The organism is Massilia sp. HP4, assembly GCF_005222695.1.
GTDB lineage: Bacteria > Pseudomonadota > Gammaproteobacteria > Burkholderiales > Burkholderiaceae_D > Telluria.
This window is the reverse complement of record NZ_STGG01000048.1, coordinates 268,573-295,041: the sequence shown is the minus strand read 5'-3', so window position 1 is coordinate 295,041 and position 26,469 is coordinate 268,573. Positions and strand designations below refer to the sequence as shown.

Genomic DNA, 26,469 nt, shown 5'->3' with positions numbered 1-26,469 from the left:
CAGGCCACGCCGGGGTTGGCCCCGTGGACGGCAGAGCCGTCCACGCTACGGTAACCAGGCAGGCTCGATTCAATCCTTGCGCGGCAGCAGGTCGCGCACCACCGCATTCAGGCGCTCGACCGACATCGGTTTACCGAGATGCGCCGAGAAGCCGGCCGCGCGCGCGCGCGCGATATCGGCGTCGCGCCGCATGCCGGTGATGGCGATCGCCGGCAGGCTTGCGCACTTCGGCAGCGTGTCGAGCACCACCGGCGCCGTCGTCAGCGACAGCTTGCCGGTACGCACGCGCGACATGTCCATCAGGTCGTCGATGATCTTGGCCTGGCTCATCACCGAGCTGCGGATGATCGAGGCCGCGCGCATGAATTGCGGCGACTGGCGCAGCTCGGACATGCGCGAGAGCAGCTCGACGTTAATGTGGATCATGTTCAGCGGATGACGCAGCCCGTGCGACATCACGGCCAGGAACTCGTCCTTCAGCGCCACCGCACTCTCGGCGTCGGAGCGCACGGCCTGCTCGTGGGTCAGGGCCTGCTCGCGTTCCTTGCCCTGGCGCTCGCGCGCCGTCTCGTCGCGCGCGATTTTTGCATAGCCATAGAATTCGCCGTTGCGCAGCGGCGTGGTGACGCCGCTGCAGAAGAAGCGGCTGCCGTCCTTGCGCAGGTGCCAGCGCTCGTCCTCGGCGCGGCCGTCCTCGCGTGCGCGACGCAGTTCGTCTTCCGGCACGCCGGCCGCGATGTCCTCGGGCACGAACAGGCGGTCGAGGCCCTGGCCGAAGATCTCTTCGGCGGTATAGCCGAACAGGGTCTCGGCGCCCCGGTTCCAGCTGGTGACGCGGCCGGCATCGTCCATCGTGATGATGGCGTAGTCCTTGGCGCTCTCGGCCACCATGCGCATATGCGCTTCGCTGGCGCGCGCCTGTTCCTCGGCATGTCGGCGCGCCGTGATGTCGAAGAAGGTCATCACCGCGCCTTCGATGCGGTCCTCGTTGGTGCGGTAGGGCAGCAGGCGCACGATGTAGCAGCGGCCGTCGGTGCTGCGCACCTCGCGTTCGACCAGGCGCAAGGTGTCGAAGGTGGCGCCGACGTCCTCGGCCAGCTGGTTGTAGTCGAGCTTGTGGGTCAGGTCGAGCAGCGAGCGGCCGACGTCGGTTCGGCGCGGCCGCCGACATCACCCAGCGCAAGCGCGCTGCCGAACCCAGCTAGCGCTTCCATTCTTCCTGCCAACCCATTCGCTGCGCATGCTGATCGATTCGGCATGCGCCGCCGCCGCTCGCCTGTTCGGCTTGTGCGGCGCCAAACCCGATGCGCAGCGACGGCGTACTTTGGATGACGGGCCTGGAACTTCATTGCAAGCCCTTGTTTCTTAGGGAGATTGTTATGCGAGTGAGAAATTGCACGGCTCTGCTCCTGCTCGCTTCGGCGGTCGGCCTGGCGCAGGCCGCGAAGCCCCGCATCGAGTACCGGGGGACGCGGGTCGCGCCCATTTACAGCGATGGCAATGCCATCAACAGTGCCGGCGCCACCGTGGCCACCTACCAGTACACCGGCGCGCCGCAGCGCGGCTTCTTGCGCGCGCCCGACGGCAGCTTCCGCGATATCGGCACGCTGCCGTTCGCCAATCCCTTCACCTGGCCACTGGCGATCAACCAGCGCGGCCAGGTGGTCGGCACCAGCAACCACCTCGGCGCCTTCATCCGGCGCGGCAAGAAGATGGAAAGCCTCGAATTCCTGATCGACCCGGCCGGCGGCTGTTCGATTCGCGACGTGCGCGGCATCAACGACAGGGGGCAGATCGCCGGCTATGCCGACCAGGCCGGCGTCGCCTTCGGCTTCGCGGTGCGCCTCGATCCGGTGCCGCTTCCCTGCCCCACCACCGCCACCGGCGGGGCCGCGCCGGCTGCGCCGCCGGCGCAATAAACCTTTCTTTCACCCTTCTACGATCGCTGGAGATCATCATGCACACCCCTCGTAAATTCGCACTGTTCCTGCTGTCGTTCGCCGTGACCGGCGCCGCCTGCGCCTACCCCGAATACCGGGTGACGATCGTCGGCCCGCCCGGCAGCACTGCCGCCGACATCAACCAGGCCGGCGCCGTGGTCGGCAGCTATCCCGTGGGCGGCACCACCCACGGCTTCATCAACCGCGGCAAGGGCCTGGTCAAGCTGGGCGCGCTGGGCAGCGCAAGCGGCGCGGTGGCCGTCAACGACAAGGGCGAGGTGCTCGGCAACTGGACCGGCGCCGACGGCCGCAACCGCGGCTTCATCTATTCCTGCGGCAGGCAGCGCGATATCGGCATCGTCGGCGCCGGCTCCATCTACCAGGACATCAACAACGCCGGCTACACCATCGCCACCAGCTACAACAACAGCGACCCGAGCGGCTTCCTGCGCGCGCCGAACGGCAGCTACACGGCCATCGGCCACCTGCCGGCCGAGTACCCGATCACCCAGGTCTATGCGCTCAATAACCGCAACCAGGTCGCCGGCAAGTCGGGGGAGCTGGAATTTCCCGAGCAGCCGTATCACGCCTTCATCTGGACCCGCGGCAAGCTGCGCGACCTGGGGGGCTTCGGGCTGACGCCCAATAGCGCCAATGCGATCAACGACCGCGGCCAGGCCACGGGTTTCGCCGCGGTCCTTGCCGGCGGCGCGCACGACCGCGTGGCCTATTTGTACAGCAATGGCAGCCTGGTGAGCATCGACGGCCGTACCGCCATCGAGCCCAGGTATAGCGAAGGAGCCGGCATCAACAACCACGGCCATATCGTGGGCTACAGCGACCTCCTGCAGGGCTTCGTCTGGCGCGGCCGCAAGATGCAGAGCCTCAATACGCTGGTCGACCCTCGGCTGGGCTGGAACATCCCGGGAGCGCAGGCCATCAACGACGCCGGCCAGATCGCCGCCACCGGCGTGCGGGGCGGCGTGCAGTATGCGATCCGGCTCGACCTGATCCGGCCGCATGCCTTGTCGGCGCCGGCCCTGGACGCCGACCAGGCGGCCGAGCTGGCGGCCTTCGCGCCACTGCCGGCGACGGCGGCGGCGCTGGCGCGGGCCGAGGCCGAGGCGCAGGCGCGCGAGGTCGTGCACGCGGTCGCGCAATGAGCATTGCCACTTCATCGAGGAGCTCGTCATGTGCATGTATCGCTTGTTCCTGGTCCTGCTGTCGTTCACCGTGGCCGGCAGCGCCCTTGCCTATCCCGAGTACCGGGTAACGGTGGTCGGCCCGGCCAACAGCTGGGTCTATGGCATCAACAACGCCGGCGTGGTGGTCGGCGGCTATCCGGTCGGCGCCAACCAGCGGCGCGCCTTCCTCAACCGCGGCAAGGGCCTGGTCGACCTGGGCGCCCTCAAGGGCGTCGAAAGCGTGGCGACGGGCATCAACGACCGCGGCGAGGTGGTCGGCAACTGGCTCGGCGCCGACGGGCGGCTGCGCGGCTTCATCTATTCCTGCGGCAAGGCGCGCGACGTCGCCGGCATTCCCGGCAAGTCCACGGCTTTCAGCGACATCAACGAAGCCGGCTATATCACCGCGGCCGGCACGACGCCGGGCACCAACGAAATGCTCGGCTACCTGCGCGCGCCGAACGGCGTCTACACCCACCTCGGCGCGATCCCATGGGACGGCAATGGCGATCCAATGACCTCCCCGGCCGCGCTCAACAACCGCAACCAGGTCGCAGGCTACTCGGGACGCTTCAACTCGCCCGAGCCGGGATTCCGCGCCTTCGCCTGGAACCGGGGCGTGATCCGCGACCTGGGCGACCTGGGTTCCACGCCCAATACCGCAAACGCGATCAACGACCGCGGCCAGATCACCGGCCAGGCCTACCTGCCCGTCGGCCCGCGCGACAGCGTCGCCTTCCTGTACAGCCATGGGCGCATGGTCAGCCTCGATACCCGTCCAGCGACCGAGTACAAGTACAGCGCCGGCCGTGGCATCAACAACCGCGGCCACGTCGTCGGCGAGAGCACCCACCTGTCGGGCTTCATCTGGCGCGGCAAGCAGATGGAAAGCCTGAACGCGCTGATCGACCCGGCCGCGGGCTGGGACATCTCCAATCCGATCGCCATCAACGACGCCGGCCAGGTCGCAGCCGTCGCCACGCGTGGCGGCGTGCGCTACTCGGTGCGCCTGGACCTGATCCGTCCGCATGTCGACACGGCGCCGGCGCTGGACGCCGAGGCCCAGTCCGAGCTGCTCACCTTCCCGGCATCGCCGGCGCTCGATGCCGCGCTGGCCAAGGCCGAGGCGCAGGCCCAGGCGCGCGAGGTGGCGCGGCCGGTGGCCCAGTAAACCCCCACATTATTGCCAACCCAAGGAGATTGTCATGCACATGCGTCATCGCTTGTCCCTGGTCCTGATGTCGTTCACCCTGGCCGGCGCGGCCTCGGCCTATCCTGAGTACAAGGTCACGGTGGTGGGGCCGGCCGAAAGCACCGCCACCGACATCAACAACGCCGGCGTGGTGGTCGGCTACTACCGCTTCACGCCCACGGCCACCCATGCCTTCCTCAACCGCGGCAAGGGCCTGGTCGACCTGGGCACGTTGAAAGGCACGGCCAGCGACGCGGTGGCCATCAACGACAAGGGACAGGTGCTGGGCCACTGGACCACCAACGGCGGCCAGCGCCGCGGCTTCATCTACGACTGCGCCAAGCTGCGCGACATCGGCACGATCGGCGGCAGGTTCACCACCTGGCGCGACATCAACAATGCCGGCTACATCGCCGTCCACGCCGTCGATGCGCCGGCCAACGACGGCACCACCAGCTTCCTGCGCGCGCCGAACGGCGCCCTGACCGCCCTGGGCGACCTGCCGAACGACTTCCCTGACAATCCGCCGATCACCTTCGCCGCAAGGCTCAACAACAAGAACCAGGTCGCCGGCGAATCCGGCCCGCTGACCTTCCCCGACCAGCCGCTGCGTTCCTTCATCTGGACCAAGGGCAAGCTGCGCGACCTGGGCGACTTTGGTTCATCACCCGACGGCGCCCTGGCGATCAACGACCGCGGCCAGGCCACCGGCTACAGCTCGGTCCCTGAAGGCTTCCGCAACCGGGTGGCCTACCTGTACAGCCGCGGGCACCTGATCGACATCGACGGCCGCCCGAGCAGCGAGGAACGCTTCAGCGAAGGCACCGGCATCAACTACCGCGGACACATCGTCGGCAACAGCAACCACCTGTCCGGCTTCATCTGGCGCGGCAAGAAGATGCAGAGCCTGAACGCGCTGATCAATCCGGCCTTGGGCTGGGACATCCGCGATCCGCGCGCCATCAACGATGCGGGGCAGATCGCGGCCAACGCCTTCCGTAACGGGGTGCGCTACGCGGTACGGCTCGACCTGATCAAGCCGCACGTGGATGCGGCGCCGCCGGCGGAGCACGACGAAGAACCGTCGCTGGAGGCGCCGCTGTCGCCGCAGGCCGCGGCGAAGCGAGCGCAGGAAGAAGCCGCCGGCATCGCGCAAGAGGTGGCGCAACCGGTGGCCCAGTAAGACGACCAGGACGCGTGCCGCGCCGGAACGCGTCCGCCGACGTCCCCGCGGCGCGCAGTCTCTCGAAAGGAACGATCATGCACATGCTTCATCGCCTGTCCCTGGCGCTGGTGTCCTTCACCGTGGCCAGCGCCGCCTGGGCCTATCCCGAGTACCGGGTGACCATCGTCGGTCCGGCCAACAGCAGGGCCGCAGACATCAACAGCACGGGCGCCGTGGTCGGCAATTATCCGATCGGCGGCGACAACAACCGCGGCTTCGTCAACCGGGGCAAGGGCGTGGTGCCGCTGGGGGCGCTGGGCGGCACGTCCAGCGCGGTCGCCATCAACGACAAGGGGGTGGTGCTCGGCAACTGGACCAGCGCCAGCGGCCAGCGGCGCGGCTATCTCTACTCGTGCGGCAAGCAGCGCGACATCGGCGCCATCTATGGCGGCACGACCTATCGCGACATCAACAACGCCGGCTACATCATCGGGCTCGCCAGTCCGCCAGGCAGCGCACCGTACCCGCAGAGCGTGCTGCGCGCGCCGAACGGCGCCATCACCGACCTGGGCAGCATCGCTACCGAGAACCCCTCCACCCAGGTCTATGCGATCAACAACCGCAACCAGATTGCCGCCGAGTCCGGCCCATGGGGCTCGCCAGAACAGCCTTTCCTCGCCGTCATCTGGACCAAGGGCAAGTTTCGCGACCTGGGCGGCTTCGGCTGGGAACCGAATGGCGCCTTCGCGATCAACGACCGCGGCCAGGCCACCGGCTATGCCTCGGTGACGACCGGCGGACCGCATGACCGCGTGGCCTTCCTGTACAGCCACGGCCGCCTGATCAACATCGATCCACGGCCTCCCACCGGACTGCGCTATAGCGAGGGCAAGGGCATCAACAACCACGGTCACATCGTCGGCGAGAGCGACCATATCGGCGGCTTCATCTGGCGCGGCAAGCGCATGGAAGCCCTGGGTTCGCTGATCGATCCCAAACAGGGCTGGATCAGTATCGCTCCCCAGGCCATCAACGACGCCGGCCAGATCGCGGCCACCGCCGTGCGTGGCGGCGTGTCGTACGCGGTGCGGCTGGATCTGATCCGGCCTCACGCGAGCGCGGCGCCGGCGCTGGACGCCGACGCAGCGGCCGAGATAGCCGCCCTGGCGGCGCCGGCGGCGCAAGAGGCGGCGCTGGACAAGGCCGAGGCAGAAGCCCAGGCGCGCGAGGTGACGCTGCCGGCGGGTCGTTGAGCTGGGTGGTCAAGAAAGCGTGGCGGCCCGGACCCGCTTGAGTGCGGTCTCCGGGTCCAGGCCCGCCATGATCAGGTTGATGATTTCCTGTTTCTCTTCCGGGCCGATCGATTCGCATTCCTTGCGGTGCGAGCAGAAATAGGCGTACCAGGAAATATCGGCCGGGCGTTCCTTGCGCGGTTTCAGGCGCGCAGGTACGGCGCCGCGTTGCGCTTGGGCGAAGGCGGGCAGTTGGGCGGCGGCGCTTGACCAGTCGAAGGCAGCGACGGCCTGTCGATCCGCTTCCCAGTCGCCGTCGTAGGCGGGGCCGGGGCGCATGGTCGTCGGGTCGACCGCGAGGCAACTCAGCCTGGGATAGGCGTGGGCGGCGCAGAAGGCGTCGACGAACAGCAGCTTCATGCCGATGCCGACCGGGACCGCCCGGCCGAGCACCGCGTCCTTCGGGTGCTGGGAGCGCGCCAATGTGAGCAAGTCCTTGTAGGCGATGGGCGCGGCCTGGTTTGATCCCGCGTGGTGCGCGAGGGCTTCGTAGACGCGCACGCCGACATCGATGTCGTTACTGGTCAATAGCTGCTCTGGTTTGGCATTACCGGTCATGCGCGCCTTTTCGGGACGTGGGGTCGATGGGTGCCATTATGCATGATCGCACTATGGACACGATCGGCCAACCCCGCCCGACGAGGTCGAGGCGCAGACTTTCCCGAGGAAACTCAGCAGGTGCGAGCAGTAGGCGGCCTTGGGCATCCTAAATCACCATGTGGCTGCCGCCCTCGCAAATCGCCGCCCGCATATTCGGCATCAGCGAGCTATCGCCGAACTACAAACCCTTGATGTCTTGAACAGCTCGCTTGAACGCCTTCAAATCCGTCGTCGCAAAAAAGTGACTCCGGCCTACTTCGCTCGACGCCCGAATTTGTCCTTGAGCCACATATCGACGAAACGTGGAGACCGACACTCCCAGGTATTCCGCTGCCTCGGCAATAGTGAACTCACCTCCCGCTAGATGACCGAACACTTCGTCGTGAGAAAAGTTTCCCCCGTAAACACGCGGTTCAGCGAGCAAGGAAAAAAACTTCGCGCGTTCACTCGACTCGAGCTGCGTGAAATCCTTGAAAACAGCTTCTGCGGTGAGTTTGCTCATGGGAATCCTCACGATTTCAGATAATTCTTCTACACAAATGTTCTACGTAGTGGTGCACCGAGCACACCCGTAAGGCGGCCTTACAGCTGGCCAGCACTGCGTAAGATAGGGAGTAACTTGTGGCGGAATTCGTCGCGACCGGAAATCTGTTGTGGAACAGCCGCCGATTTACGGAACAATCGCGCCTGCGGCAATCAGCACAAGCCCTTGATTGTATTGGTAGGCCTCCCGTGAGTCGAACACGGCACCAACGGATTATGAGTCCGCTGCTCTAACCAAGCATGAGCTAGAGGCCCAGAAACTGGAACGGCGGAAGAAGAACTCGCCACCTGCCCATCAACCTGAAACCAGATGAGCGAAGTGGCGAGAGCATATTGCCTTTACTGCGAGTACGTCAAGTCTTGACCAACAACAATCAGCTGCTGCCTTCGAGGAAGCTCTTCAGCTTGTCCGAGCGCGATGGGTGACGGAGTTTACGCAGCGCCTTCGCCTCGATCTGGCGAATCCGCTCGCGGGTCACGTCGAACTGCTTGCCCACCTCTTCCAGGGTGTGGTCGGTCGACATCTCGATACCGAAGCGCATGCGCAGCACCTTGGCTTCGCGTGGCGTCAGCGAATCGAGCACGTCCTTCACCACACCGCGCATCGATGCATGCAGCGCGGCATCCGACGGCGCCAGCGTGTTGTTGTCTTCGATAAAATCGCCCAGATGCGAATCGTCGTCGTCACCGATCGGCGTTTCCATCGAGATTGGCTCTTTCGCAATCTTCATGATCTTGCGAATCTTATCTTCCGGCATTTCCATCTTGATCGCGAGCGTCGCCGGATCCGGTTCGGCGCCGGTCTCTTGCAGGATCTGGCGCGAGATCCGGTTCATCTTGTTGATCGTTTCGATCATGTGCACCGGGATACGGATCGTGCGCGCCTGGTCCGCGATCGAGCGGGTGATCGCCTGGCGGATCCACCACGTCGCATACGTCGAGAATTTGTAGCCGCGACGGTACTCGAACTTGTCCACCGCCTTCATCAGGCCGATATTGCCTTCCTGGATCAGGTCCAGGAATTGCAGGCCGCGGTTGGTGTACTTCTTGGCGATCGAAATCACCAGACGCAAGTTCGCCTCAGTCATTTCGCGCTTGGCCTTGCGGGCCTTCATTTCACCGGCCGCCATTTGACGGTTGATGTTGCGCAGGTCTGGCAGCGGCAGCACGACGCGCGCTTGCAGGTCGATCAGGCGTTGCTGCAGTTCCTTGATCGTCGGGATGTTGCGGCCCAGGATGGCGCTGTAGGCGTGGCCGGCATTGACTTCGCCGTCGACCCATTCCAGGTTCGTTTCATTGCCCGGGAAGACCTTGATGAAGTGGGCGCGCGGCATGCCGCAGCGGTTCACCGCGACGTCGAGGATCTGCTTCTCGATGTGGCGCACTTCGTCGACCTGGCCGCGCAGCGTGTCGCACAGCTTCTCGACCACCTTGGCGGTGAAACGGATTCCCAAGAGCTCGTTCGAGATCGAATCCTGCGCCTTGACGTAGGCTTTCGAATTGTAGCCGTCCTTCTCGAATGCCTTGCGCATCTTGTCGAATTGCTGGCCGATCTCGTCGAATTTGCGCAGGGCAGATTGCTTGAGCGCTTCGAGCTGTTCGGCCGAATAACCCGCAGCAGCGCCGGTCCCGGTCGAGGCTTCTTCTTCCTCTTCTGCCTCTTCTTCCTCTTCGCCTTCTTCGTCATCCTCGTCGGAATCGGTCGAGGTCGGGGCGACCGCGCTCGGCGTCGTATCCACGCCTTCTTCGGGGTCGACCAAGCCGTCGACGATCTCGTCGATCTTGATCTCGTCGCGCTCGATCTTGTTGGCGGCGTCGATGATCTCGGCGATCGTCACCGGGCAGGCGGAGATCGCCTGGATCATGTCCTTCAGGCCATCTTCGATGCGCTTCGCGATCTCGATCTCGCCTTCGCGCGTCAGCAGCTCGACCGAGCCCATTTCGCGCATATACATGCGGACCGGGTCGGTGGTGCGGCCGAAGTCGGAGTCGACCGTCGACAGCGCGGCTTCGGCCGCAGCCTCGGCTTCATCGTCGCTCGTGACGTTAGGCACATTGTCGGACAACAGCAGCGTCTCGGCATCGGGCGCGTGCTCGTACACGGCGATGCCCATGTCGTTGAAGGTGCCGATAATGCCTTCGATCGCTTCCGGATCGACGATGTTCTCGGGCAGATGGTCGTTGATCTCGGAGTACGTGAGGAAGCCGCGCTCCTTGCCCGACTTGATCAGGGCCTTGAGCTTGTTGCGGCGCAGCTCGAGTTCTTCCTCGCTGGCCTCGGTATCGGACGAGAACGCGTCTTTCAGCAGCGCTTTTTCTTTGGCCTTGCGGTCCTTGGCCTTGGCCTTGTCCGCTGCCTTCAGTTCGGCGCGCTCGACCGCGTTCAGCGCGGCAATCTCATCGTTCTCGGGGGTGAATTCTTTCGGCTTGCGACCACGGCGTCCCGGCACCTTCACGGAAGGCAGGACGTAGCCTGACGTATCGATTGCGGCCAGGGTAGCCGCATCGGTCGTCTGGCTGACAGGCGCTGGGTTCGCCGTACGAACCTCGGCCTTGTCTTGCGAATTGTCCGCCTTGGCGGCAGACGCTCTCGTGGGTTTCGCAGCCACGTTGGTTTCGGGTTTCTTGGTTGGCACAGGCGCTTTCGATGTCACAACGACTAACTTTACGATGGTTAAAAATAAAGTTTTGTTACCTTACATCATCCTGCAGGCACAAATCCATGGGCCTCGCTAACTGAAACACCACGCGTCCGATTGAACCGAAAATGGTTTCAACAGTTGCAATAGTTAGCGTTTTATTATAGCACGCACCCCACCTTTTTCCAGTTGCGAGCGCCTGGGCATCCAGGGCGGAGCCAAGTCGTCATCGGGGTGCCATCTCGGCAGCGGCCTCGCGGGCCAGAAGGTCCTGCTGAGCAGCAATCTCGCGGTAGCGAGCACTAACCTGATCTGGGGTCAAACCGCTAGAAAACAACTGGTTAAGCTCCTGCTTTAGACTATCCATCTTGATCTGTCTCACAGAACTTAACAGAACAATGCGGTCTCCATCGACCTCATTTTCTGGTTCTGCCGCGATCTCGGCGATCATGCCGTCGTACTCGGTGGTCACCTCCCTCAACTGCTGGGACAAAGCCGCGAACGTGCCGTGTTCACCCAGGGCCTGGGCGGTCTCGACCAGGTGGCGCAGGCGGTCGGCACCCTCTTCGCCAAAATGATCGAAGGACGCCAACGCCGCCTCGTCGAGCAGCAGGGCCAGGTGTGGATGCGCGACCAGGATGCGCAGCATCTTGAGCTCCAGCCCCACCGGCTGGGGACGGCCCTGGCGCGGCGGCGCACGGCGCACGGTGGCTACGGGCTTGGACAACTCGAACAGGCTTTCGATCTCCGCCGGCGTCGATTCGGTCATGCTGGCCAGGCCGCGCACGATCTGCAGGCGCAGGCTCGACGGCGTCATCGCCTGCAGCAGCGGCTTGGCCTCGAACTGGGCGTGGGCGCGGCCTTCCGGCGTGCCGAGGTCGTGCTCCTGCGTCACTTCGCGCAGCAGGAATTGCGACAGCGGCATTGCGTCGGCGATCTCTTGCTCGAAGGCTTCTGCACCGCGTTCGCGCACGAAGCTGTCCGGATCGTGCTCTTGCGGCAAGAACAAGAACTTGATCGTCTTGTCGTCGCTCACTTGCGGCAGGCAGGCTTCCAGCGCGCGGCGGGCGGCGCGGCGGCCGGCCTTGTCGCCGTCGAAGCTGAAGATCACGTCGTCGGTCTGGCGCAGCAGCTTTTGTACGTGGGTCGTGGTGCAGGCGGTGCCAAGGGTCGCGACCGCTTGCGGGAAGCCGAGTTGGGCCAGCGCGACCACGTCCATATAGCCTTCGGTTACCAGAACATAGCCGGCGTCGCGGATCGCCTGGCGCGCCTCGAACAGGCCGTACAGCTCCAGGCCTTTCTGGAACAGCGGGGTCTCGGGCGAGTTCAGGTATTTCGGTTCGCCGCCGTCGAGCACCCGGCCGCCGAAGCCGATCACCTGGCCTTTGGTGTTGCGGATCGGGAACATCACGCGCTCACGGAAGCGGTCGTAGCGGCGCTGGTGGTTGCCCTGCTCATCGACCTTGTCGATCACCAGGCCGGATTCGACCAGCACGTGGGCGTCGTAGTCGGGGAAGATCGACCGCAGGCCATCCCAGCCGGACGGCGCATAGCCCATGCCGAAGCGAGCGGCCACTTCGCCCGTGAGGCCCCGGTTCTTGAGGTAGGCAATGGCGTTCGGCGCCTCGCGCAACTGGGCGCGATAAAAATTGCAGGCCTGGGTCAGCGCATCGGTCATGGCCAGCGTCTGCGCCTGCTGGGCGGCGCGCTGGGCCGGCGGGATCCGGTCGTCGGCGTCGGGCACGATCATGCCCACGTTCTGGGCCAGGTCCTTGACGGCATCGACGAAGCCCATGCCCGAGTATTCGATCAGGAAGCCGATCGCGGTGCCGTGGGCGCCGCAACCGAAGCAGTGATAGAACTGCTTGGTCGGGCTGACCGTAAAGCTGGGGGATTTTTCGTTGTGGAATGGGCACAGGCCCATGAAGTTGGCCCCGCCCTTCTTCAGCTGGACGTAGCGGCCGACGATGTCGACGATGTCGACACGGTTCAGTAAATCGGTAATGAAAGTTTGCGGAATCACTTGGCGTTACACAGTGTTTGTCTAGGGTCAGACTATACCGCAGCGCTCGCTGCAAATTGATATGCAACAAGATGATGTCCCCGCACGGTAGCGCACCGGGACATCATGTGGCTTATGCAGCGCCGGCCAGGGCCTTCTTGACCAGGTTCGACACGACCGTCATGTCGGCACGACCGGCCAGCTTCGGCTTGAGCACGCCCATCAGCTTGCCCATGTCTTGCGGACCGCTGGCGCCGGTGGCGGCCACGGCAGCGGCGACTTCGGCGGCGATTTCCTCGTCCGACAGGCCGGCAGGCATATAGGTCGACAGGATGGCCATCTCGGCCTTCTCGATGTCGGCCAGGTCGGCACGGCCGCCGGCTTCGAACTGGGTGATCGAATCCTTGCGCTGCTTGATCATTTTTTCGATCACGGCCAGCACTTGCGTGTCGTTCAGCTCGGTCTGCTCGTCGAGTTCCTTGCGCTTGACTTCAGCGATGATCAGGCGCACGGCAGCCAGGCGGCCGCTTTCCCTGGCGCGCATCGCGGCCTTCATGTCTTCGGTCAGTTGTTCTTTCAAGCTCATGGAATCTCCGTATTCAATTGATTCAGCGATATGGTACAAACGACAAAACCCGCTGCGGCGAAACCGAAGCGGGTTTGCGGACATCAGCGACTCGCCGGGACAGGCATGGCCGTCACCGGGTCTTGGCCTGCTGGACTGTCTTAGTACAGTTTCTTCGGCAGTTGCTGGCTGCGGATGCGCTTGTAGTGACGCTTCACGGCAGCTGCCAGCTTGCGCTTGCGTTCTGCGGTTGGCTTCTCGTAGAACTCGCGTGCGCGCAGTTCGGTCAGCAGGCCGGTTTTTTCGATGGTGCGCTTGAACCGACGCATTGCGACTTCGAACGGCTCGTTTTCTTTAAGGCGGATAGTGGTCATGTAAAAATTGAACCGTTAGATTTAGGTAAGAACGAAATTCTAGCACCATTCTTGTGTCATTGGAAGCGTTAATCTCGCCCCACATCGCTGTGTTGTGCGTGACACAGCAAGCACATCAGCCGGCCGCCAGCGCCAGGCCAGCCGCCACGCCCGATGCCCAGGCCCACTGGAAGTTGTAGCCACCCAGCCAGCCGGTGACGTCGACCGTCTCGCCGATAAAGTACAAACCCGGCACTTTATTGGCCATCATGGTCTGCTGCGACAGTTCCCTGGTATCGACCCCGCCCAGGGTCACCTCGGCCTTGCGGTAGCCTTCCGAACCGGTCGGCACGATCGCCCAGCGGTTGATGGCGTCGCCCAGCTTACGTAGTTTCGCGTCGGCCATGTCGGGCAGGCGCGCGGCCAGGTCGAAACCATTGGCCGTCAACAAGCCTTCGGCCAGGCGCGCCGGCAGCCACTGGGCCAATACATTGCCAAGTTGCTTTTTCTCGGTCTTTTTCAGGCCGATCAGGGTTTCCGCGACGTCCATCTCGGGCAGCAGGTCGAGCACGATCGGCGTGCCCGGCTGCCAATAGCTGGAGATTTGCAGGATCGCCGGGCCGGACAGGCCGCGGTGGGTGAACAACAGGTCTTCGCGGAAGTGGCCCTCGGTTGCCCCCTTCCTGGCGCCCTTGCCTTTTCCGCCGCCGGTGCTGACCTCGACCTCGAGCGCGATGCCGGCCAGCGGCACGAACGGTTCCCAGCTGGGGCCGTCGAAGGTCAGCGGCACCAGGCCAGGGCGGGTTTCCACCAGTTTCAGGTCGAACTGCTTTGCGATGCGATAGCCGAAGTCGGTCGCGCCGATCTTCGGGATCGACAGGCCGCCGGTGGCAATGACGACATTGTCGACCAGCAGTTCGCCAGCATCCGTGTCGATGGAAAAACCGGTTTCCAGCTTCTGCACGCCGGCCACCTTGCACGGCATGCGCCATTCCACGCCGCCTGCATCGCACTCGGCACGCAGCATGGCGATGATCTGCTCGGCCGAATCGTTGCAGAACAACTGCCCCTTGTGCTTTTCGTGATGGCTGATGCGGTATTTCTTTACCAGCGCCAGGAAATCCTGGGCCGTGTAGCGCGACAGCGCGCTCTTGCAGAAGTGCGGATTCTGCGACAGGTAGTTGTGCGGGCCGGCATTGATATTGGTGAAATTGCAGCGGCCGCCGCCCGAGATGCGGATCTTCTCGGCCAGCTTGCCGGCGTGATCGATCAAGACCACGCGGCGGCCTGCCTGCGCCGCCACGGCCGCGCACATCATCCCGGCCGCGCCCGCGCCGATCACTGCCACATCGTATTGTTTTGCCATGCCTGTCGCTTCCTGCCTTGCGTCGAACCCGCCATTGTAATGCCAGTGGCGGGTCGAGGTCGGCAGCTAGATTGCCGGCTGGCTGCGTGCGCGGATCTTGCGCGACACTTCCACGCAGTAGGCCACCTGGGTCGCGATCGAGGCCGGCACCGGTACTTCGCCACGCAAGGCGGCGCCGATCCAGGCGGCGGTCGTGGCGGCGTCACGGCCATCGGGCACGTCCGACAAGTCATCGGTCGGCGCATCGCGCTCGACCAGCAGCGCGCGCTGGCCGGCATGGAACCAGTCGATGCGCTGGGCGCGGTGCGGATGGGCCACGGTCTCGCCCTCGGTGCCGCGCATCAGGAAGGCATCGCCCTGGGTCTCGCTATCCACGCCTTCGAAGAAGGCGCCCAGGGTTTCCAGGTACTCGGGATGGGTATACGACACCAGGCGCAGCGCCGGGCCGTCGAAAGGCTGCAGGATCTTGACCAGGGTGTGGGTCGAATTGCGCACGCCCAGCACGCGCCGCAGCGCCAGCTGCCTGGCCAGTTGCGGTGCCAGGTATTCGATCGGCATGAAGGCCGGTCGCAGGTGGACGAACTCGTTCTGCATCTCGGCCGTGGTGCTGGTCTCGGCCACGCCGAGCTCATGCAGGATCTCGGCGGTGGTCACGCGGCCGGGGTCGCTGCGCACGCCATGCACCAGGGTCGGCACGCCCTCGCGCGCCAGCAGCAAGGCCAGCAGCGGCGTCAGGTTGGCCAGCTTGCGCGCGCCGTTATAGGTCGGGATCAGCACCGGGGCGAATTCGCCGCGCGGCGTGGGCAGCGGCGCGAACGAGGCGGCGGCGGCATCCATGAAGCCGGCCAGTTCGTCCACCGACTCGCCCTTGATGCGCATGGCGAGCAGGATGGCGCCCAGTTCCAGGTCCGAGACCCGGCCTTCGAGCATGGCGGCGTAGAGCTGGCGCGCATCCTCGCGCGACATGCTGCGCGCGCCTTTGACGCCGCGGCCGATTTCCTTGATGAAGGGGGCCGCGATAAAGCGCTCGATGTCATTCGTATCGGTAGTCATGGCAAAAGGATACACGGGAACGGCGTCGGCCTGCAGCACGGCGGGCCACCAGACATTGTTTTTGCAGTGGCAGATGTGCACGTGCAGCAATTTCCGTCTACACTGGTCAATCCACCTGAAAAGACTAGACTGCATCATGACCAGCACGCCTCAAATCGAAAACACCAACGTCAGCTCGTTCGCCCGCATGCCCACGCCGGTCGAGCTGCATGCAGCCCTGCCGCTGAGCGAGCATGCCTATGCGACCGTGATGAATGGCCGCGAGACGCTGCGCAATATCCTGGATCGCAAGGACAAACGCCTGTTCGTCGTGGTCGGCCCCTGCTCGATCCACGATCCGGAGGCCGGCCTCGACTATGCGCGCCGCCTGAAGACGCTGCAGGACGAGGTGAGCGAGACCATGGTGCTGGTGATGCGCGTGTATTTCGAGAAGCCGCGCACCACGACCGGCTGGAAGGGGTATATCAACGATCCGTTCATGGACGACTCGTTCCGCGTCGAGGTCGGCATGGAACGTGCGCGCCGCTTCCTGCTCGATGTGTGCGAGCTGGGCTTGCCGACCGCGACCGAGGCGCTGGACCCGATTTCGCCGCAATACCTGGGCGACCTGATCGCCTGGACCGCGATCGGCGCGCGCACCACCGAATCGCAGACCCACCGCGAGATGTCGTCCGGCCTGTCCACGCCGGTGGGCTTCAAGAACGGCACCGACGGCGACGTCAGCATCGCGATCAATGCGGTGTTGTCGTCGGCCAATCCGCACGCCTTCCTGGGCATCAATGGCCAGGGCTCGGTATCGGTCGTGCGCACCAGCGGCAATGCCTATGGTCACGTGGTGCTGCGCGGCGGCGGCGGACGGCCGAACTACGATTCGGTCTCGGTGGCGATTGCCGAGCAGGCACTGACCAAGGCCAAGTTGCCGGCCAACCTGGTGGTCGACTGCTCGCATGCGAACAGCTACAAGAAGCCGGAACTGCAGCCGCTGGTGATGTCGGATGTGATCCAACAAATTCGCCATGGCAACAAATCGCTGGTGGGCGTGATGATCGAATCGAATATCGTCAGCGGCAGCCAGGCGATTCCGTCCGACCTGTCGCAGCTCAAGTACGGCTGCTCGGTGACCGATGGCTGCATCGGGTGGGAAGAGACCGAGACCATGTTGCGCCAGGCGCATCAGGAACTGCTGCAGCGCCCGTAAATGTCGCGGTCACGGTAGAATGCCCGGTTCAGTCCACCTTACCGCTTTTCTTCCATGATCGTTCTCGGCGTCGAATCCTCCTGCGATGAAACCGGCTTTGCTCTGTATGACACCGAGCGCGGCCTGCTGTCCCACGCCCTGCACTCGCAGGTCGCCATGCATGAGGAGTATGGCGGCGTGGTGCCTGAACTCGCCTCGCGCGACCATATCCGGCGCGCCATCCCGCTGCTGGACGAGGTGCTGAAACGCGCGGACATCCCGGCTTCGAACATCGACGCCATCGCCTATACGCAAGGTCCGGGCCTGGCCGGCGCGCTGCTGGTCGGTTCCTCGGTCGCCTGCAGCCTGGCGCTGGCGCTCGATAAACCCGTGCTCGGCGTGCACCACCTCGAAGGCCACCTGCTGTCGCCCCTGCTCGCCTCGGAGCGGCCGGAATTCCCCTTCATCGCCCTCCTGGTGTCGGGCGGCCACACCCAGCTGATGCGGGTCGATGGCGTCGGCAGCTATACCCTGCTGGGCGAGACGCTGGACGATGCGGCCGGCGAAGCCTTCGACAAATCGGCCAAGCTGCTGGGATTGGGTTATCCGGGCGGACCGGCGATCTCGCGCCTGGCGGAATTCGGCGATCCGACTGCCTATACCCTGCCACGCCCCATGCTCCACAGCAAGGATTTCAACTTCAGCTTCTCGGGCCTGAAAACGGCGGTCCTCACCGTGGTCAAGAACCACGAAGAAAAAGTCATCGCCAATATCTGCGAACAGGACAAGGCGAATATCGCGCGCGGTTTTGTCGATGCGATTGTCGACGTACTCACCGCCAAATGCGTTAATGCAATGAAGCACACCGGCCTGAAGCGGCTGGTGATCGCGGGTGGCGTTGGCGCCAACAAGCAATTGCGCGAATCGCTCAATGCGGCCGCCGCCAGGCGCAAGTTCAAAGTGTATTACCCGGAGCTGGAATTCTGCACCGACAACGGCGCCATGATCGCCTTTGCCGGCGCCATGCGTCTCGAGCGCAATCCCGACCTGGCCCAGCGCGATTACGCCTTCACGGTACGTCCGCGCTGGCCGCTGGACGAACTCGAAGCCGCCTGAAAGAGCCCGCAAGCACCTGAATTTGCCATTGAACTTGCCAGCCTGACATCGATCCTACGGTGTGACCATCGGTCTCCAAACGGTGGCAATATCCGTCGATCAAGATTTACGGAGGTGAACAATGCGCGTAGTAAGCTGGAATATTCGTTGGGGTTGTGGCAAGGACGGTCGGATTCGCATCCATGCGATCATCGACGTGCTGCGCCGGCTCAACCCCGATGTGATCTGCCTGCAAGAGGTGGCCGCCAACCACCCCGAGCTCGAGGGCAGCGCCAGCGCCAACCAGTTCAAGCAGCTCAGCGGCGCCTTCGGCGGCTACCACGCGATGGAGCATGCCCCGAGTGAAATCTACAAGAACAATGTTCCGCGTCTGTTCGGCAACCTGATCCTCTCGAAGTACCGCATCTCGCAGGTGCACCGTCACCTGTTGCCCTGGCCGGCCGATCCCGAGCATCCCGCCGGCATGCCGCGCGGCCTGCTCGAAACCGTGATCGATGCGCCGACCGGCAAGCTGCGCCTGTTGACCACCCACCTCGAATACTATTCGCCGCCGCAGCGCATGGCGCAGGTGGGGCGCATCCGCGAGCTGCACGCCGAAGCCTGCGCCCGCTCGCGCCTGTTCCAGCCCGATCCGAACCTGGATGCGCCGTTCCAGCTGGGCTTCCGGCCCGGCTCGGCGATTCTTTGTGGCGACTTTAATTTTGCGCCGGATGCGCCGGATTACCAGGCGCTGCTGGCCGCGCCCGAACACGGCGCGCTGCCGCTGGTCGACGCCTGGCGCGTGGTGCATGGAGACATGGCGCGCGCGCCGACCACCGGGCTGCACGGTTTCCCGTGGCCCGAGCGGCCTGAGTGCTATGACTATTTCTTCGTCACCGACGACCTGGCGCCGCGCCTGACCGCGCTCGATGTGCAGTCGGAGACGGCAGCGTCGGATCACCAGCCGGTGGTATTGGAATTGGATTAAGCGCCTAAGCGGCGGCTTCGGGTTCGAGTCCGGGAAGCTCGCGCAGCGCACGTTCGAACACGTCCGGCGGCTGGCCGCCGGAGATCAGGTGGCGCTGGTTGATGATGATCGCCGGCACCGACTTGACGCCGGCGCGCTGGAAGAATTGCTCGCGCGTGCGCACGTCGTTGGCGTACTCGTCCGACTTCAGGATGCGCTGCGCCACTTCACGGTCCAGGCCGACGCTTTCCACCGTGCGCAGCAGCACGTCGTGGTTGCTCGGGTCTTCGCAGCGGGTGAAATAGGCTTCCAGCAGGGCGACCTTGAGCTGGCGCTGGCTGCCCTCGTCCTCGGCCCAGGCCAGCAGGCGGTGGGCGTCGAAGGTATTGTAGATGCGGCCGCGCCGCTCCATGTCGAAGGTAAAGCCGACCGCGGCGCCGCGTTCGCGGATCGTCTCGCGGCTGGCGGCTTGCTGCTCGGCCGTGGCGCCATATTTTTGCGTTACGTGCTCGACGATGTCCTGGCCATCGGGGCCCATGTCGGGGTTCAGTTCGAAGGGCTGGAAATGCAGGTCGACGCGCACCTCGTCGCCGACCTTCAACAGGGCTTGCTCGAGCGATTTCAGGCCGATCGCGCACCATGGGCACGAGATGTCCGACACAAAATCGATCCTGAGTTGCTTGCTCACGGGGTACCACCTTTCTGTCCGGCACGGCGCGGTTGCGCCGCTGTTCAAGACGAATGGTAACGCCTGCAAGAAAATCCGGCGCGCGCCGGCTTATTTTGCTTTCTTGACCCCGGCCGACTTGCTGCCGATCTTCGATTCCTTGCCGGCAATCAGGTTGCCGATATTGCTGCTGTGGCGCCACAGCAGCAGCGCACTCATCACGAACACGGCAAACAGGATGGCGTCGACGCCGAACAGCAGGCCGTAGTAGAACGGCGCGAAGATCGAGGCGACCAGGGCCGCCAGCGACGAGTAGCGGAAGGCATAGGCGACGATCAGCCAGGTCGCCAGGGTCGCCAGGCCCAGCCATGGGTTAATGCCGATCAGCACGCCCAGCGCGGTGGCCACGCCCTTGCCGCCCACGAAGCGGAAAAATACCGGCCACAGGTGGCCGATGAAGACCGCGATCGCCACCAGCGCGATGCCGGTATCGTCCAGGCCGACCTCCGGGCCGAACTGCACCGCCAGCCACACCGCCAGCCAGCCCTTGGCGGCGTCGCCGAGCAGGGTGGCAATCGCCGCCTTCTTGCTGCCGCTGCGCAGTACATTGGTGGCGCCGGGATTCTTGGAACCATAGGTGCGCGGGTCGGACAGGCCGAAAACGCGGCTCATCACGACCGCGAAGGAAATCGAGCCGATCAGGTAGGCGGCAATGGTGGCAATCAGGGTGGTCATCTAGTCTCTCAAATGGGCTCCGGCCCGTGTCTTTACCGGAAATCGGTCGTGAATATACACCATGCGAAAGCTACTCGGCCAGGGCGCACTGCACGGGGCGGGCCTTCAGCACGTCGACCAGCACGCGCGGATCGATGCCGACCAGGTAGCCGCGGCGGCCGCCGTTGATGTAGATCTTGTCGAGCGCCAGGATGCTTTGTTCCACATAGACCGGCATCGCCTTGCGGATGCCGAAGGGAGAGGTGCCGCCGACCAGGTAGCCCGAATGGCGCTGGGCGACGTCAGGCTTGCACGGTTCGACCGACTTGCAGGGGATGGCGCGCGCCAGGTTCTTGGTCGACACCTTGCAGTCGCCATGCATCAGCACGATGAGCGGCTTGGCCGCTTCGTCCTGCATCACCAGGGTCTTGACCACGTCGTGTTCGGGCACGCCGAGCGCGTCCGACGAGACCGCCGTGCCGCCATGTTCTTCATACTCATAAGGATGCTCGGAAAAAGCGACGGCATGCTTGCGCAGGAATTGGGTGGCGGGTGTCTCTGATACGTGCTCTTTCTTGGCCATGCGTGTTACGCTAAAGACGAACAATAGGGGTTTCTATTATGCAGGAAGAACTTCGGTTTGCCACCTTCAATACTTTCAACCTGGCCCCGCCCGGCGCCCGCTTGTATGACAATCTTGCGCCCACCACGGCCGCGGAATACGAGGCCAAGCTCGACTGGACCGCGACCCAGCTCGACCTGATCAATGCCGACGTCATCGGCTTTCAAGAGATTTTTTCGCAAAGCGTGCTCAAGGAGGTGCTGCGGCGTACCCGGCGCTACCGCGACGCCCATCACATCGGCTTCGACCCCGACCCGTCCGCCCCACGCCTGACCCCGAGCGTGGCCCTGGTCTCGCGCCTGCCGCTGGCCGAGCCCGGATCGCAGCTGGCCATGTTCCCCGACAACGTCACGATGCCGCACGGCAGCCGCGATCCCGATCGCTTCACCCGCGCGCCCCTGCATGCGGGCGTGATCGCGGCCTCGGGGGTAGTGATCGACGTGGTCGTGGTCCACCTCAAGTCGCGCCGGCCCGACTACCGCTCGGGCGACAGCGGCGCCGACCCGCACCTGTATGCGCTGGCCTGCCTGCGCTCGCTGATCCGGCGTGGCACCGAAGCGACCGCGCTGCGCGTGCTGCTGACCGATATGGCCCATGCCAACGGCCGCCCGCGCATCGTGCTGGGCGACTTCAACGACGTCGCCGATTCGGTGACCACCGAGATCGTGCTGGGCGAAGGCACGCCGGTCGGCGAGCGCATGTACGACGCCAGCCAGGTGCAGCGCCGGCTCGACCATCAGCGCCACGTGGGCTTTTCGATCCTGCACGACACGCGCCACTCGACCATCGACCATATCCTGGTGTCGCCCGACTTCAATCCCGCGCTGCCGCAGGCGATCGGCGAAGTGGTCGATGTGGTGTACCTGAACGACCACCTGAACCTGGCCCTGCCCGAGGCCTCGGATCATGGGCAGGTGTTGGCCAGGATCCGCTTGTTCGGTAGGGTCGGCGGCTATGCCGCCGACGCGTAATTGTTATCGGCACCGCTATCGTGCGGGTTGGTCTTGCTGCTAACTGTCACCGCGTCGGCGGCACAGCCGCCAACCCTACCCGAGATGCGGTGACAGATCGGGCTTTGCCATGGCCGCACTGGCATAAAAACCCTGGTAATCGTCGCAGCCGTGCCGCCGCAGAAAATCGCGCTGTTCGGCCGTCTCCACGCCCTCTCCCACCACCCGCAAGCCCAGGCTGCGCCCCACTGCGATGATGGCCGGCACCATGGCCGCGTCGACCGGATCGTGCCCGACGTCGCCCACATAACTGCGGTCGATCTTGAGCTTGCTGAGCGGAAAACGGCGCAGCGCCTCCAGGCTCGACGTACCGGTGCCGAAATGGTCGATGGAGAGCTGTACGCCGCGGGCGCGCAGCGCCATCGCCGTCGCGAACGCCGGCTCGCCCCGTACGAGCGCGTCTTCGGTGATTTCCAGTTCGAGCGATGCCGGCGCGAGGCCAGCGCCTTGCAGGGCGGCGTCGACGGCCGGCAGCAATCCTGCGTGCGCGACCTGGCCGTCGGACAGGTTCACGGCCACCGCGACCGGAAAACCCGCATCGCGCCACGCGCTGGCCTGGCGGCACGCCTCTTTCAACACCCATTCGCCGATCGGGACGATCAGCCCGGATTCTTCGGCCACCGGCAAGAAATGATGGGGCAGCAGCAGGCCGCGCTCCGGGTGGCGCCAGCGCAGCAAGGCCTCGACGGTGGCGACACGGCCGCTCGCCAGATCGATCTCGGGCTGGTATTCGAGCACGAATTCGTCGCACTCGATCGCCTGCCGCAAGCGGTTCTCGAGCTCGACCCGCTCGATCATGTGCGCATTCATGGCCGGGCTGAAGAAGCGGAAGGTGTCGCGCCCGTTCTGCTTGGCGTGGTACATCGCGACGTCGGCATGGTGCAGCAGGGCCTCGACCTCGCTGCCATCGTCGGGACACAGCGAGATGCCGATCGAGACCGATAGCGCGACCTGCTGGCCACCCACGTCGATGGGCCGCGCCAGCGCCTGGGTCACGGCGCCGGCCACGTGTGCGGCCTGGTCGGCGCCCTTGATATCGGCCAGCAGCACCACGAATTCGTCGCCGCCCAGGCGGCTGACGGTGTCGACCCGGCGCACGCAGGCACGCAGGCGTGCGGACACTTCGCGCAAGACGGCGTCGCCGGCCTGGTGGCCGAGGGTGTCGTTGACCGCCTTGAATTTATCGAGGTCGAGGAACATCACCGCGCAGCGGTGGTGCTGGCGACGCCAGGTAGCCAGCGCCTGGTGCAGGCGGTCGAGGAACAGGATGCGGTTGGGCAGGCCGGTGAGCGCGTCGTGTTCGGCCTGGTGCCGCACCTGCTCCTCTTGCCGCTTGCGCTCGCTGATATCGGTCAGCATCGCCATATAGCTGGCGACGTCGCCGTGGGCGTCGCGGATGGCAGTGAGCGCCACCCGCGCCGGATAGCGTTCGCCATTGCTGCGCACGCTGGCGAGTTCGCCTTCCCAGTGGTCTTGCCCGTCGAGCTCGGACCAGATGCGCTCATAGAAGCCGTCGTCGGCGTCCCAGCCCAGCGCGGCCAGCGGCTGGCCGAGGATGTGCTCGGGCGTGTGGCCGGTGATGCTGGTGAAGGCGCCGTTGACGGCCCGCACCCGGTATTCGGCATCCATCATGATGATGGCGTCGCGTGCGTTCTGGAACACCTGGGCCGCCTGCGCCAGGTTGCTCTCGGCCTCTTTACGGGCCGTGATGTCGACCTCCATGCAGAACACTTCTTGCATCACGCTGTCGTGCATGACCGGGTAGTGGCTGGAATAGACCCAGTGGCGCCGGCCGCCGCGCGCTTGCACCTGCCAGTCACGCGCCGGCGGCGCCTGGCCGCTGCGCCAGATCGCGGCGATCGCGCCGTCGAATTCTTCTTGCCGGTCGAGGTGCTCGACCAGCTGGCGGAAAGGCTTGCCGACCGCCTCGCTGGCGGGGATGCCGTACAGTTCTTCGCTGGCGCGGTTCCAGAAGCGGATGGTGCCGGCCAGGTCGATCGAGTGCACGGCGACCGCCGGCGCCAGCTCGAGCGCCGTGACGAAATGATGAAGCCAGCCGAAGGCATTCGCCCCATTCCCGCCAGGCTCGGCGCAAGCCAGCGGGGTGGGCGTGTGTGGGCCAGGCTCCGGCAATGGGTTGTTCACGACAACGACCTTTCGCTTTGGAAATGACAATAATCAGGCAGACAACACCGACATTGTTATACCGTCGCGCGACGATCCGTTTGCGAGCTCGCAAACGGCAGGGCGGCATGCGCTTTGTCGCGCCATACCGCCATTCGCACCGGCCAACTGGCAGCTTGTCGCATTCAGATGGCTCAGACCGTTGTTGATGCTTATAGTTCCATCATGCGCCAGGGGCTCCATCGTCGACTCGACGGAGCACGCGCGCAATCCCATTGCCGTCTGGTGGCAGCTACGCCAGGCTCGACGGCGCCGCGGCGGGAGAGCGTTCTGCGCCTTCCGTGGCGCCCTCCTCTTCGCCCTCCTCTTCGCCGTCGGCATCGCCATCCGGCTGGGCGGCCTCGCCCTCTGCCGGTGCGTTCTTGGCGTCCTGCTTGCGCTTGGCTTTGTCTTCTGCCTTGCGTTTCTTTTCGAGTTCTCGTTGGCGTTTTTCGTACGAAAAATTGTTACGTGCCATAGTCACCTCACTGTAGTGAATTGGAGGAATGCTGCATTTGCACAGTCATTATGGACTACTCAGCGCTCGAAGGCTTAACCTATCCCCGTGGATGGTGCTGGGCGTGCAGGCGTTTCAGGCGTTCGCGCGCGACGTGGGTATAGATCTGGGTCGTCGAAATATCGGCATGCCCCAGCAATAATTGCACCACGCGCAGGTCAGCCCCATGGTTCAGCAAATGGGTGGCAAAGGCGTGGCGCAGCGTGTGCGGCGACAGCGGCCCGGTGACGCCGGCCTTCTGCGCATGTTTCTTGACCAGGATCCAGAACATCTGGCGCGTCATCGGGCCGCCGCGGCCCGTGACGAAGAGCGCGTCGTCGACCTGGCCACCCAGGATGATGCCGCGCGCATCCTTCAGGTAGCGCTCGAGCCAGCGCCGTGCCTCTTCGCCGAAGGGCACCAGGCGCGTCTTGCTGCCCTTGCCGGTCACGCGCAAGACAGCATCGTTCAGGCTCACTTCGACCAGCTTCAAAGCCACGAGTTCCGATACCCGCAAGCCACTGGCATACATCAGCTCGAGCATCGTGCGCTCGCGCAAACCCAATGGGGTGGAAACGTCGGGCGCTTTCAGCAAGGCCTCGACCTGGTCCTCGGTCAAGGTATGCACGAAGCGGGTCGGCTGGCGCGCCGACGGCATCTTGAGGCAGGGATCGTCCGCGATCTGGCCGCGGCGCAGCGCCAGTCCATAAAAACGCTTGAACACCGACAGCCGCCGATTGGCCGTGCTCGGCCGCGACTCCGGATGGCGGTCGGCGAAATAGGCGGACAGGTCTTGTGCACCCACGGCCAGCAGGCCGCGGCCGGGACGTGTGGTCTCCAGCCAGCCGGCGAACAGGCGCAGGTCGCGCCGGTAGGCGTCGAGCGAGTTCTTCGCCAGGCCCTGTTCCAGCCAGAGCGTGTCGCAGAACTCGTCGATCAGGGCCAGATCGACTGCTGCTGCCATGGAGCGGCGGTGGCGCCTTCGTGCCGCAGCAGCCAGCGCTTGACCGAAAGGTGGAAGCCGTTTTCGTCGTTCTGGTTCGAAAAGCCGCCCAGGCCGCCGGATGCGGTGACCCGGTGGCAGGGAACGACCAATGGGAACCAGTTGGCGCCACAGGCCTGGCCGACGGCGCGCGGATGCGAGCCGATCACCTTGGCCAGGTGGCCGTAGGTGCGCACGGCGCCGCGCGGGATGGCGCTGATTTCTTGCCACACCTTGCGCTGGAACTCGGTGCCGGCGTCCGCCAGCGGCAGGTCGAAGATGAAATCGGGATCAAGCAGGTAGTGCGCGAGCTGCTCTGCGCTGCGTTCGGCAATGGCGCTGTCCGCGCTTTTCTCATCGAAGGACGGCGGCAGGTACACCACTTCGCGCAGCTTGTCGTCGGCGGTGCGGATGCCCAGCGCGCCGAAGGGAGCGGGCACGATGGCATTGAAAATCTGGCTGGCGGGATTGGTCTTCATCTTCCTGGGCGACTGGGAAAGGCGTTGCCCAGGCATCTTAACCGGACGCGGTGCACGCGACCAGCGATTGGACTGTTCAGGCGAAAAAAAAGCGCACCCGCGGGTGCGCTCCAATTCGGGTCACGTTTCCGGCCGCCGGATCTTGCCAGCGACTTCTGTCAAACGTGGTGTCTCCTCGAATGTCTCCGGTATGAATACCGTGC

At 64.7% G+C, this 26,469-nt stretch carries 25 protein-coding genes, 1 tRNA gene and 1 pseudogene; 9 read left to right on the top strand and 18 right to left on the bottom strand.

Annotated elements, in window-relative coordinates; translation table 11 throughout:
* Nucleotides 1-69: 69 nt before the first annotated feature.
* Both E8M83_RS19100 and E8M83_RS26505 read right to left on the bottom strand, forming a co-directional pair.
* A complete protein-coding gene (locus E8M83_RS19100) occupies nucleotides 70-963 on the bottom strand; it encodes a PAS domain S-box protein (RefSeq protein ID WP_267874233.1) in 894 nt (297 codons plus the stop codon).
* Nucleotides 955-1,143: pseudogene (locus E8M83_RS26505) on the bottom strand (PAS domain-containing protein); the annotation flags it as partial. The gene E8M83_RS19100 and the pseudogene E8M83_RS26505, both read right to left, overlap by 9 nt.
* A gap of 236 nt (nucleotides 1,144-1,379) precedes the next feature.
* On the opposite strand from E8M83_RS26505, the gene E8M83_RS26000 reads away from it, so the two are divergent.
* The 5 genes from E8M83_RS26000 (at nucleotide 1,380) to E8M83_RS19080 (ending at nucleotide 6,734) form a co-directional block, all read left to right on the top strand.
* Nucleotides 1,380-1,919 carry a hypothetical protein gene (locus E8M83_RS26000; RefSeq protein WP_170976851.1) on the top strand — a complete coding sequence of 180 codons (540 nt, stop codon included), beginning with the start codon at nucleotides 1,380-1,382 and terminating at the stop codon, nucleotides 1,917-1,919.
* 38 nt (nucleotides 1,920-1,957) lie between these two features.
* On the top strand, nucleotides 1,958-3,103 hold the full coding sequence (locus E8M83_RS19095) for an HAF repeat-containing protein (protein WP_229491648.1): 1,146 nt from the start codon (nucleotides 1,958-1,960) through the stop codon (nucleotides 3,101-3,103).
* A gap of 28 nt (nucleotides 3,104-3,131) precedes the next feature.
* Entirely contained in the window at nucleotides 3,132-4,295 is a 1,164-nt protein-coding gene (locus E8M83_RS19090; RefSeq protein ID WP_137174930.1) for an HAF repeat-containing protein, read from the top strand.
* Nucleotides 4,296-4,329: 34 nt separating this feature from the next.
* On the top strand, nucleotides 4,330-5,499 hold the full coding sequence (locus E8M83_RS19085; RefSeq protein WP_137174929.1) for an HAF repeat-containing protein: 1,170 nt from the start codon (nucleotides 4,330-4,332) through the stop codon (nucleotides 5,497-5,499).
* A gap of 77 nt (nucleotides 5,500-5,576) precedes the next feature.
* A complete protein-coding gene (locus E8M83_RS19080; RefSeq protein WP_137174928.1) occupies nucleotides 5,577-6,734 on the top strand; it encodes an HAF repeat-containing protein in 1,158 nt (385 codons plus the stop codon).
* 9 nt (nucleotides 6,735-6,743) lie between these two features.
* Here E8M83_RS19080 and E8M83_RS19075 read toward each other — a convergent pair whose 3' ends face one another.
* The 9 genes from E8M83_RS19075 to ybiB all read right to left on the bottom strand — a co-directional run bounded on the left by E8M83_RS19075 (nucleotide 6,744) and on the right by ybiB (nucleotide 15,894).
* Nucleotides 6,744-7,331, bottom strand: a complete 588-nt coding sequence (locus tag E8M83_RS19075) for a hypothetical protein (RefSeq protein WP_137174927.1) — start codon at nucleotides 7,329-7,331, stop codon at nucleotides 6,744-6,746.
* Nucleotides 7,332-7,551: 220 nt separating this feature from the next.
* Entirely contained in the window at nucleotides 7,552-7,875 is a 324-nt protein-coding gene (locus tag E8M83_RS19070; protein WP_137174926.1) for a helix-turn-helix domain-containing protein, read from the bottom strand.
* A gap of 217 nt (nucleotides 7,876-8,092) precedes the next feature.
* A tRNA-Ile gene (locus E8M83_RS19065) sits at nucleotides 8,093-8,171 on the bottom strand.
* A gap of 119 nt (nucleotides 8,172-8,290) precedes the next feature.
* Nucleotides 8,291-10,525: an RNA polymerase sigma factor RpoD gene (gene rpoD / locus E8M83_RS19060; RefSeq protein WP_229491646.1), complete on the bottom strand. Its 2,235-nt coding sequence runs from the start codon at nucleotides 10,523-10,525 to the stop codon at nucleotides 8,291-8,293.
* A gap of 256 nt (nucleotides 10,526-10,781) precedes the next feature.
* On the bottom strand, nucleotides 10,782-12,578 hold the full coding sequence (dnaG, locus tag E8M83_RS19055) for a DNA primase (protein ID WP_137174924.1): 1,797 nt from the start codon (nucleotides 12,576-12,578) through the stop codon (nucleotides 10,782-10,784).
* 112 nt (nucleotides 12,579-12,690) lie between these two features.
* Entirely contained in the window at nucleotides 12,691-13,143 is a 453-nt protein-coding gene (locus tag E8M83_RS19050) for a GatB/YqeY domain-containing protein (protein ID WP_137174923.1), read from the bottom strand.
* Between the two features lie 140 nt (nucleotides 13,144-13,283).
* Nucleotides 13,284-13,496, bottom strand: coding sequence for a 30S ribosomal protein S21 (rpsU, locus tag E8M83_RS19045; RefSeq protein ID WP_005665410.1), 213 nt, complete (start codon nucleotides 13,494-13,496; stop codon nucleotides 13,284-13,286).
* A gap of 115 nt (nucleotides 13,497-13,611) precedes the next feature.
* Nucleotides 13,612-14,841, bottom strand: a complete 1,230-nt coding sequence (locus tag E8M83_RS19040; protein WP_137174922.1) for an NAD(P)/FAD-dependent oxidoreductase — start codon at nucleotides 14,839-14,841, stop codon at nucleotides 13,612-13,614.
* A 66-nt stretch (nucleotides 14,842-14,907) separates the two neighbouring features.
* Nucleotides 14,908-15,894, bottom strand: a complete 987-nt coding sequence (gene ybiB, locus E8M83_RS19035) for a DNA-binding protein YbiB (protein WP_137174921.1) — start codon at nucleotides 15,892-15,894, stop codon at nucleotides 14,908-14,910.
* Nucleotides 15,895-16,030: 136 nt separating this feature from the next.
* Here ybiB and E8M83_RS19030 point away from each other — a divergent pair, with 136 nt between their 5' ends.
* From E8M83_RS19030 to E8M83_RS19020, 3 genes are all read left to right on the top strand, one after another.
* Entirely contained in the window at nucleotides 16,031-17,092 is a 1,062-nt protein-coding gene (locus E8M83_RS19030; protein WP_137174920.1) for a 3-deoxy-7-phosphoheptulonate synthase, read from the top strand.
* Between the two features lie 54 nt (nucleotides 17,093-17,146).
* Nucleotides 17,147-18,187: a tRNA (adenosine(37)-N6)-threonylcarbamoyltransferase complex transferase subunit TsaD gene (tsaD, locus tag E8M83_RS19025; protein ID WP_137174919.1), complete on the top strand. Its 1,041-nt coding sequence runs from the start codon at nucleotides 17,147-17,149 to the stop codon at nucleotides 18,185-18,187.
* Between the two features lie 121 nt (nucleotides 18,188-18,308).
* Nucleotides 18,309-19,154, top strand: a complete 846-nt coding sequence (locus E8M83_RS19020; protein ID WP_137174918.1) for an endonuclease/exonuclease/phosphatase family protein — start codon at nucleotides 18,309-18,311, stop codon at nucleotides 19,152-19,154.
* Between the two features lie 4 nt (nucleotides 19,155-19,158).
* Here E8M83_RS19020 and E8M83_RS19015 read toward each other — a convergent pair whose 3' ends face one another.
* The 3 genes from E8M83_RS19015 to ybaK form a co-directional block, all read right to left on the bottom strand.
* Complete coding sequence (locus tag E8M83_RS19015) at nucleotides 19,159-19,821, bottom strand: DsbA family oxidoreductase (RefSeq protein ID WP_137174917.1); 663 nt, start codon at nucleotides 19,819-19,821, stop codon at nucleotides 19,159-19,161.
* A gap of 90 nt (nucleotides 19,822-19,911) precedes the next feature.
* Nucleotides 19,912-20,535: a glycerol-3-phosphate 1-O-acyltransferase PlsY gene (gene plsY, locus E8M83_RS19010; RefSeq protein ID WP_137174916.1), complete on the bottom strand. Its 624-nt coding sequence runs from the start codon at nucleotides 20,533-20,535 to the stop codon at nucleotides 19,912-19,914.
* A gap of 70 nt (nucleotides 20,536-20,605) precedes the next feature.
* Entirely contained in the window at nucleotides 20,606-21,097 is a 492-nt protein-coding gene (ybaK, locus tag E8M83_RS19005) for a Cys-tRNA(Pro) deacylase (protein ID WP_137174915.1), read from the bottom strand.
* A 38-nt stretch (nucleotides 21,098-21,135) separates the two neighbouring features.
* Between ybaK and E8M83_RS19000 the strand changes: the two genes are divergently transcribed.
* Nucleotides 21,136-22,107 carry an endonuclease/exonuclease/phosphatase family protein gene (locus E8M83_RS19000; protein ID WP_137174914.1) on the top strand — a complete coding sequence of 324 codons (972 nt, stop codon included), beginning with the start codon at nucleotides 21,136-21,138 and terminating at the stop codon, nucleotides 22,105-22,107.
* Between the two features lie 75 nt (nucleotides 22,108-22,182).
* Here the strand turns inward: E8M83_RS19000 and E8M83_RS18995 are convergent, their stop codons facing one another.
* From E8M83_RS18995 to E8M83_RS18980, 4 genes are all read right to left on the bottom strand, one after another.
* Complete coding sequence (locus E8M83_RS18995) at nucleotides 22,183-24,291, bottom strand: bifunctional diguanylate cyclase/phosphodiesterase (RefSeq protein WP_229491644.1); 2,109 nt, start codon at nucleotides 24,289-24,291, stop codon at nucleotides 22,183-22,185.
* Nucleotides 24,292-24,562: 271 nt separating this feature from the next.
* The gene (locus tag E8M83_RS18990) at nucleotides 24,563-24,787 is read right to left on the bottom strand and encodes a hypothetical protein (protein ID WP_137174913.1); all 225 of its coding nucleotides are present in this window, start codon (nucleotides 24,785-24,787) and stop codon (nucleotides 24,563-24,565) included.
* Nucleotides 24,788-24,866: 79 nt separating this feature from the next.
* Nucleotides 24,867-25,769, bottom strand: coding sequence for a site-specific tyrosine recombinase XerD (gene xerD, locus E8M83_RS18985; protein ID WP_137174912.1), 903 nt, complete (start codon nucleotides 25,767-25,769; stop codon nucleotides 24,867-24,869).
* Nucleotides 25,742-26,266 carry a methylated-DNA--[protein]-cysteine S-methyltransferase gene (locus tag E8M83_RS18980; RefSeq protein ID WP_137174911.1) on the bottom strand — a complete coding sequence of 175 codons (525 nt, stop codon included), beginning with the start codon at nucleotides 26,264-26,266 and terminating at the stop codon, nucleotides 25,742-25,744. Before E8M83_RS18980 ends, xerD begins: the two co-directional genes overlap by 28 nt.
* Nucleotides 26,267-26,469 lie beyond the last annotated feature (203 nt).

Excerpts from the sequence above, each read along its gene's own strand:
- E8M83_RS19100 (WP_267874233.1), bottom strand. The coding sequence starts at position 963 with ATGACCTTCTTCGACATCACGGCGCGCCGACATGCCGAGGAACAGGCG.
- E8M83_RS26000 (WP_170976851.1), top strand. The coding sequence starts at position 1,380 with ATGCGAGTGAGAAATTGCACGGCTCTGCTCCTGCTCGCTTCGGCGGTC.
- E8M83_RS19095 (WP_229491648.1), top strand. The coding sequence starts at position 1,958 with ATGCACACCCCTCGTAAATTCGCACTGTTCCTGCTGTCGTTCGCCGTG.
- E8M83_RS19090 (WP_137174930.1), top strand. The coding sequence starts at position 3,132 with ATGTGCATGTATCGCTTGTTCCTGGTCCTGCTGTCGTTCACCGTGGCC.
- E8M83_RS19085 (WP_137174929.1), top strand. The coding sequence starts at position 4,330 with ATGCACATGCGTCATCGCTTGTCCCTGGTCCTGATGTCGTTCACCCTG.
- E8M83_RS19080 (WP_137174928.1), top strand. The coding sequence starts at position 5,577 with ATGCACATGCTTCATCGCCTGTCCCTGGCGCTGGTGTCCTTCACCGTG.
- E8M83_RS19075 (WP_137174927.1), bottom strand. The coding sequence starts at position 7,331 with ATGACCGGTAATGCCAAACCAGAGCAGCTATTGACCAGTAACGACATC.
- E8M83_RS19070 (WP_137174926.1), bottom strand. The coding sequence starts at position 7,875 with ATGAGCAAACTCACCGCAGAAGCTGTTTTCAAGGATTTCACGCAGCTC.
- E8M83_RS19050 (WP_137174923.1), bottom strand. The coding sequence starts at position 13,143 with ATGAGCTTGAAAGAACAACTGACCGAAGACATGAAGGCCGCGATGCGC.
- rpsU (WP_005665410.1), bottom strand. The coding sequence starts at position 13,496 with ATGACCACTATCCGCCTTAAAGAAAACGAGCCGTTCGAAGTCGCAATG.
- E8M83_RS19040 (WP_137174922.1), bottom strand. The coding sequence starts at position 14,841 with ATGGCAAAACAATACGATGTGGCAGTGATCGGCGCGGGCGCGGCCGGG.
- ybiB (WP_137174921.1), bottom strand. The coding sequence starts at position 15,894 with ATGACTACCGATACGAATGACATCGAGCGCTTTATCGCGGCCCCCTTC.
- E8M83_RS19030 (WP_137174920.1), top strand. The coding sequence starts at position 16,031 with ATGACCAGCACGCCTCAAATCGAAAACACCAACGTCAGCTCGTTCGCC.
- tsaD (WP_137174919.1), top strand. The coding sequence starts at position 17,147 with ATGATCGTTCTCGGCGTCGAATCCTCCTGCGATGAAACCGGCTTTGCT.
- E8M83_RS19020 (WP_137174918.1), top strand. The coding sequence starts at position 18,309 with ATGCGCGTAGTAAGCTGGAATATTCGTTGGGGTTGTGGCAAGGACGGT.
- plsY (WP_137174916.1), bottom strand. The coding sequence starts at position 20,535 with ATGACCACCCTGATTGCCACCATTGCCGCCTACCTGATCGGCTCGATT.
- ybaK (WP_137174915.1), bottom strand. The coding sequence starts at position 21,097 with ATGGCCAAGAAAGAGCACGTATCAGAGACACCCGCCACCCAATTCCTG.
- E8M83_RS19000 (WP_137174914.1), top strand. The coding sequence starts at position 21,136 with ATGCAGGAAGAACTTCGGTTTGCCACCTTCAATACTTTCAACCTGGCC.
- E8M83_RS18990 (WP_137174913.1), bottom strand. The coding sequence starts at position 24,787 with ATGGCACGTAACAATTTTTCGTACGAAAAACGCCAACGAGAACTCGAA.
- xerD (WP_137174912.1), bottom strand. The coding sequence starts at position 25,769 with ATGGCAGCAGCAGTCGATCTGGCCCTGATCGACGAGTTCTGCGACACG.
- E8M83_RS18980 (WP_137174911.1), bottom strand. The coding sequence starts at position 26,266 with ATGAAGACCAATCCCGCCAGCCAGATTTTCAATGCCATCGTGCCCGCT.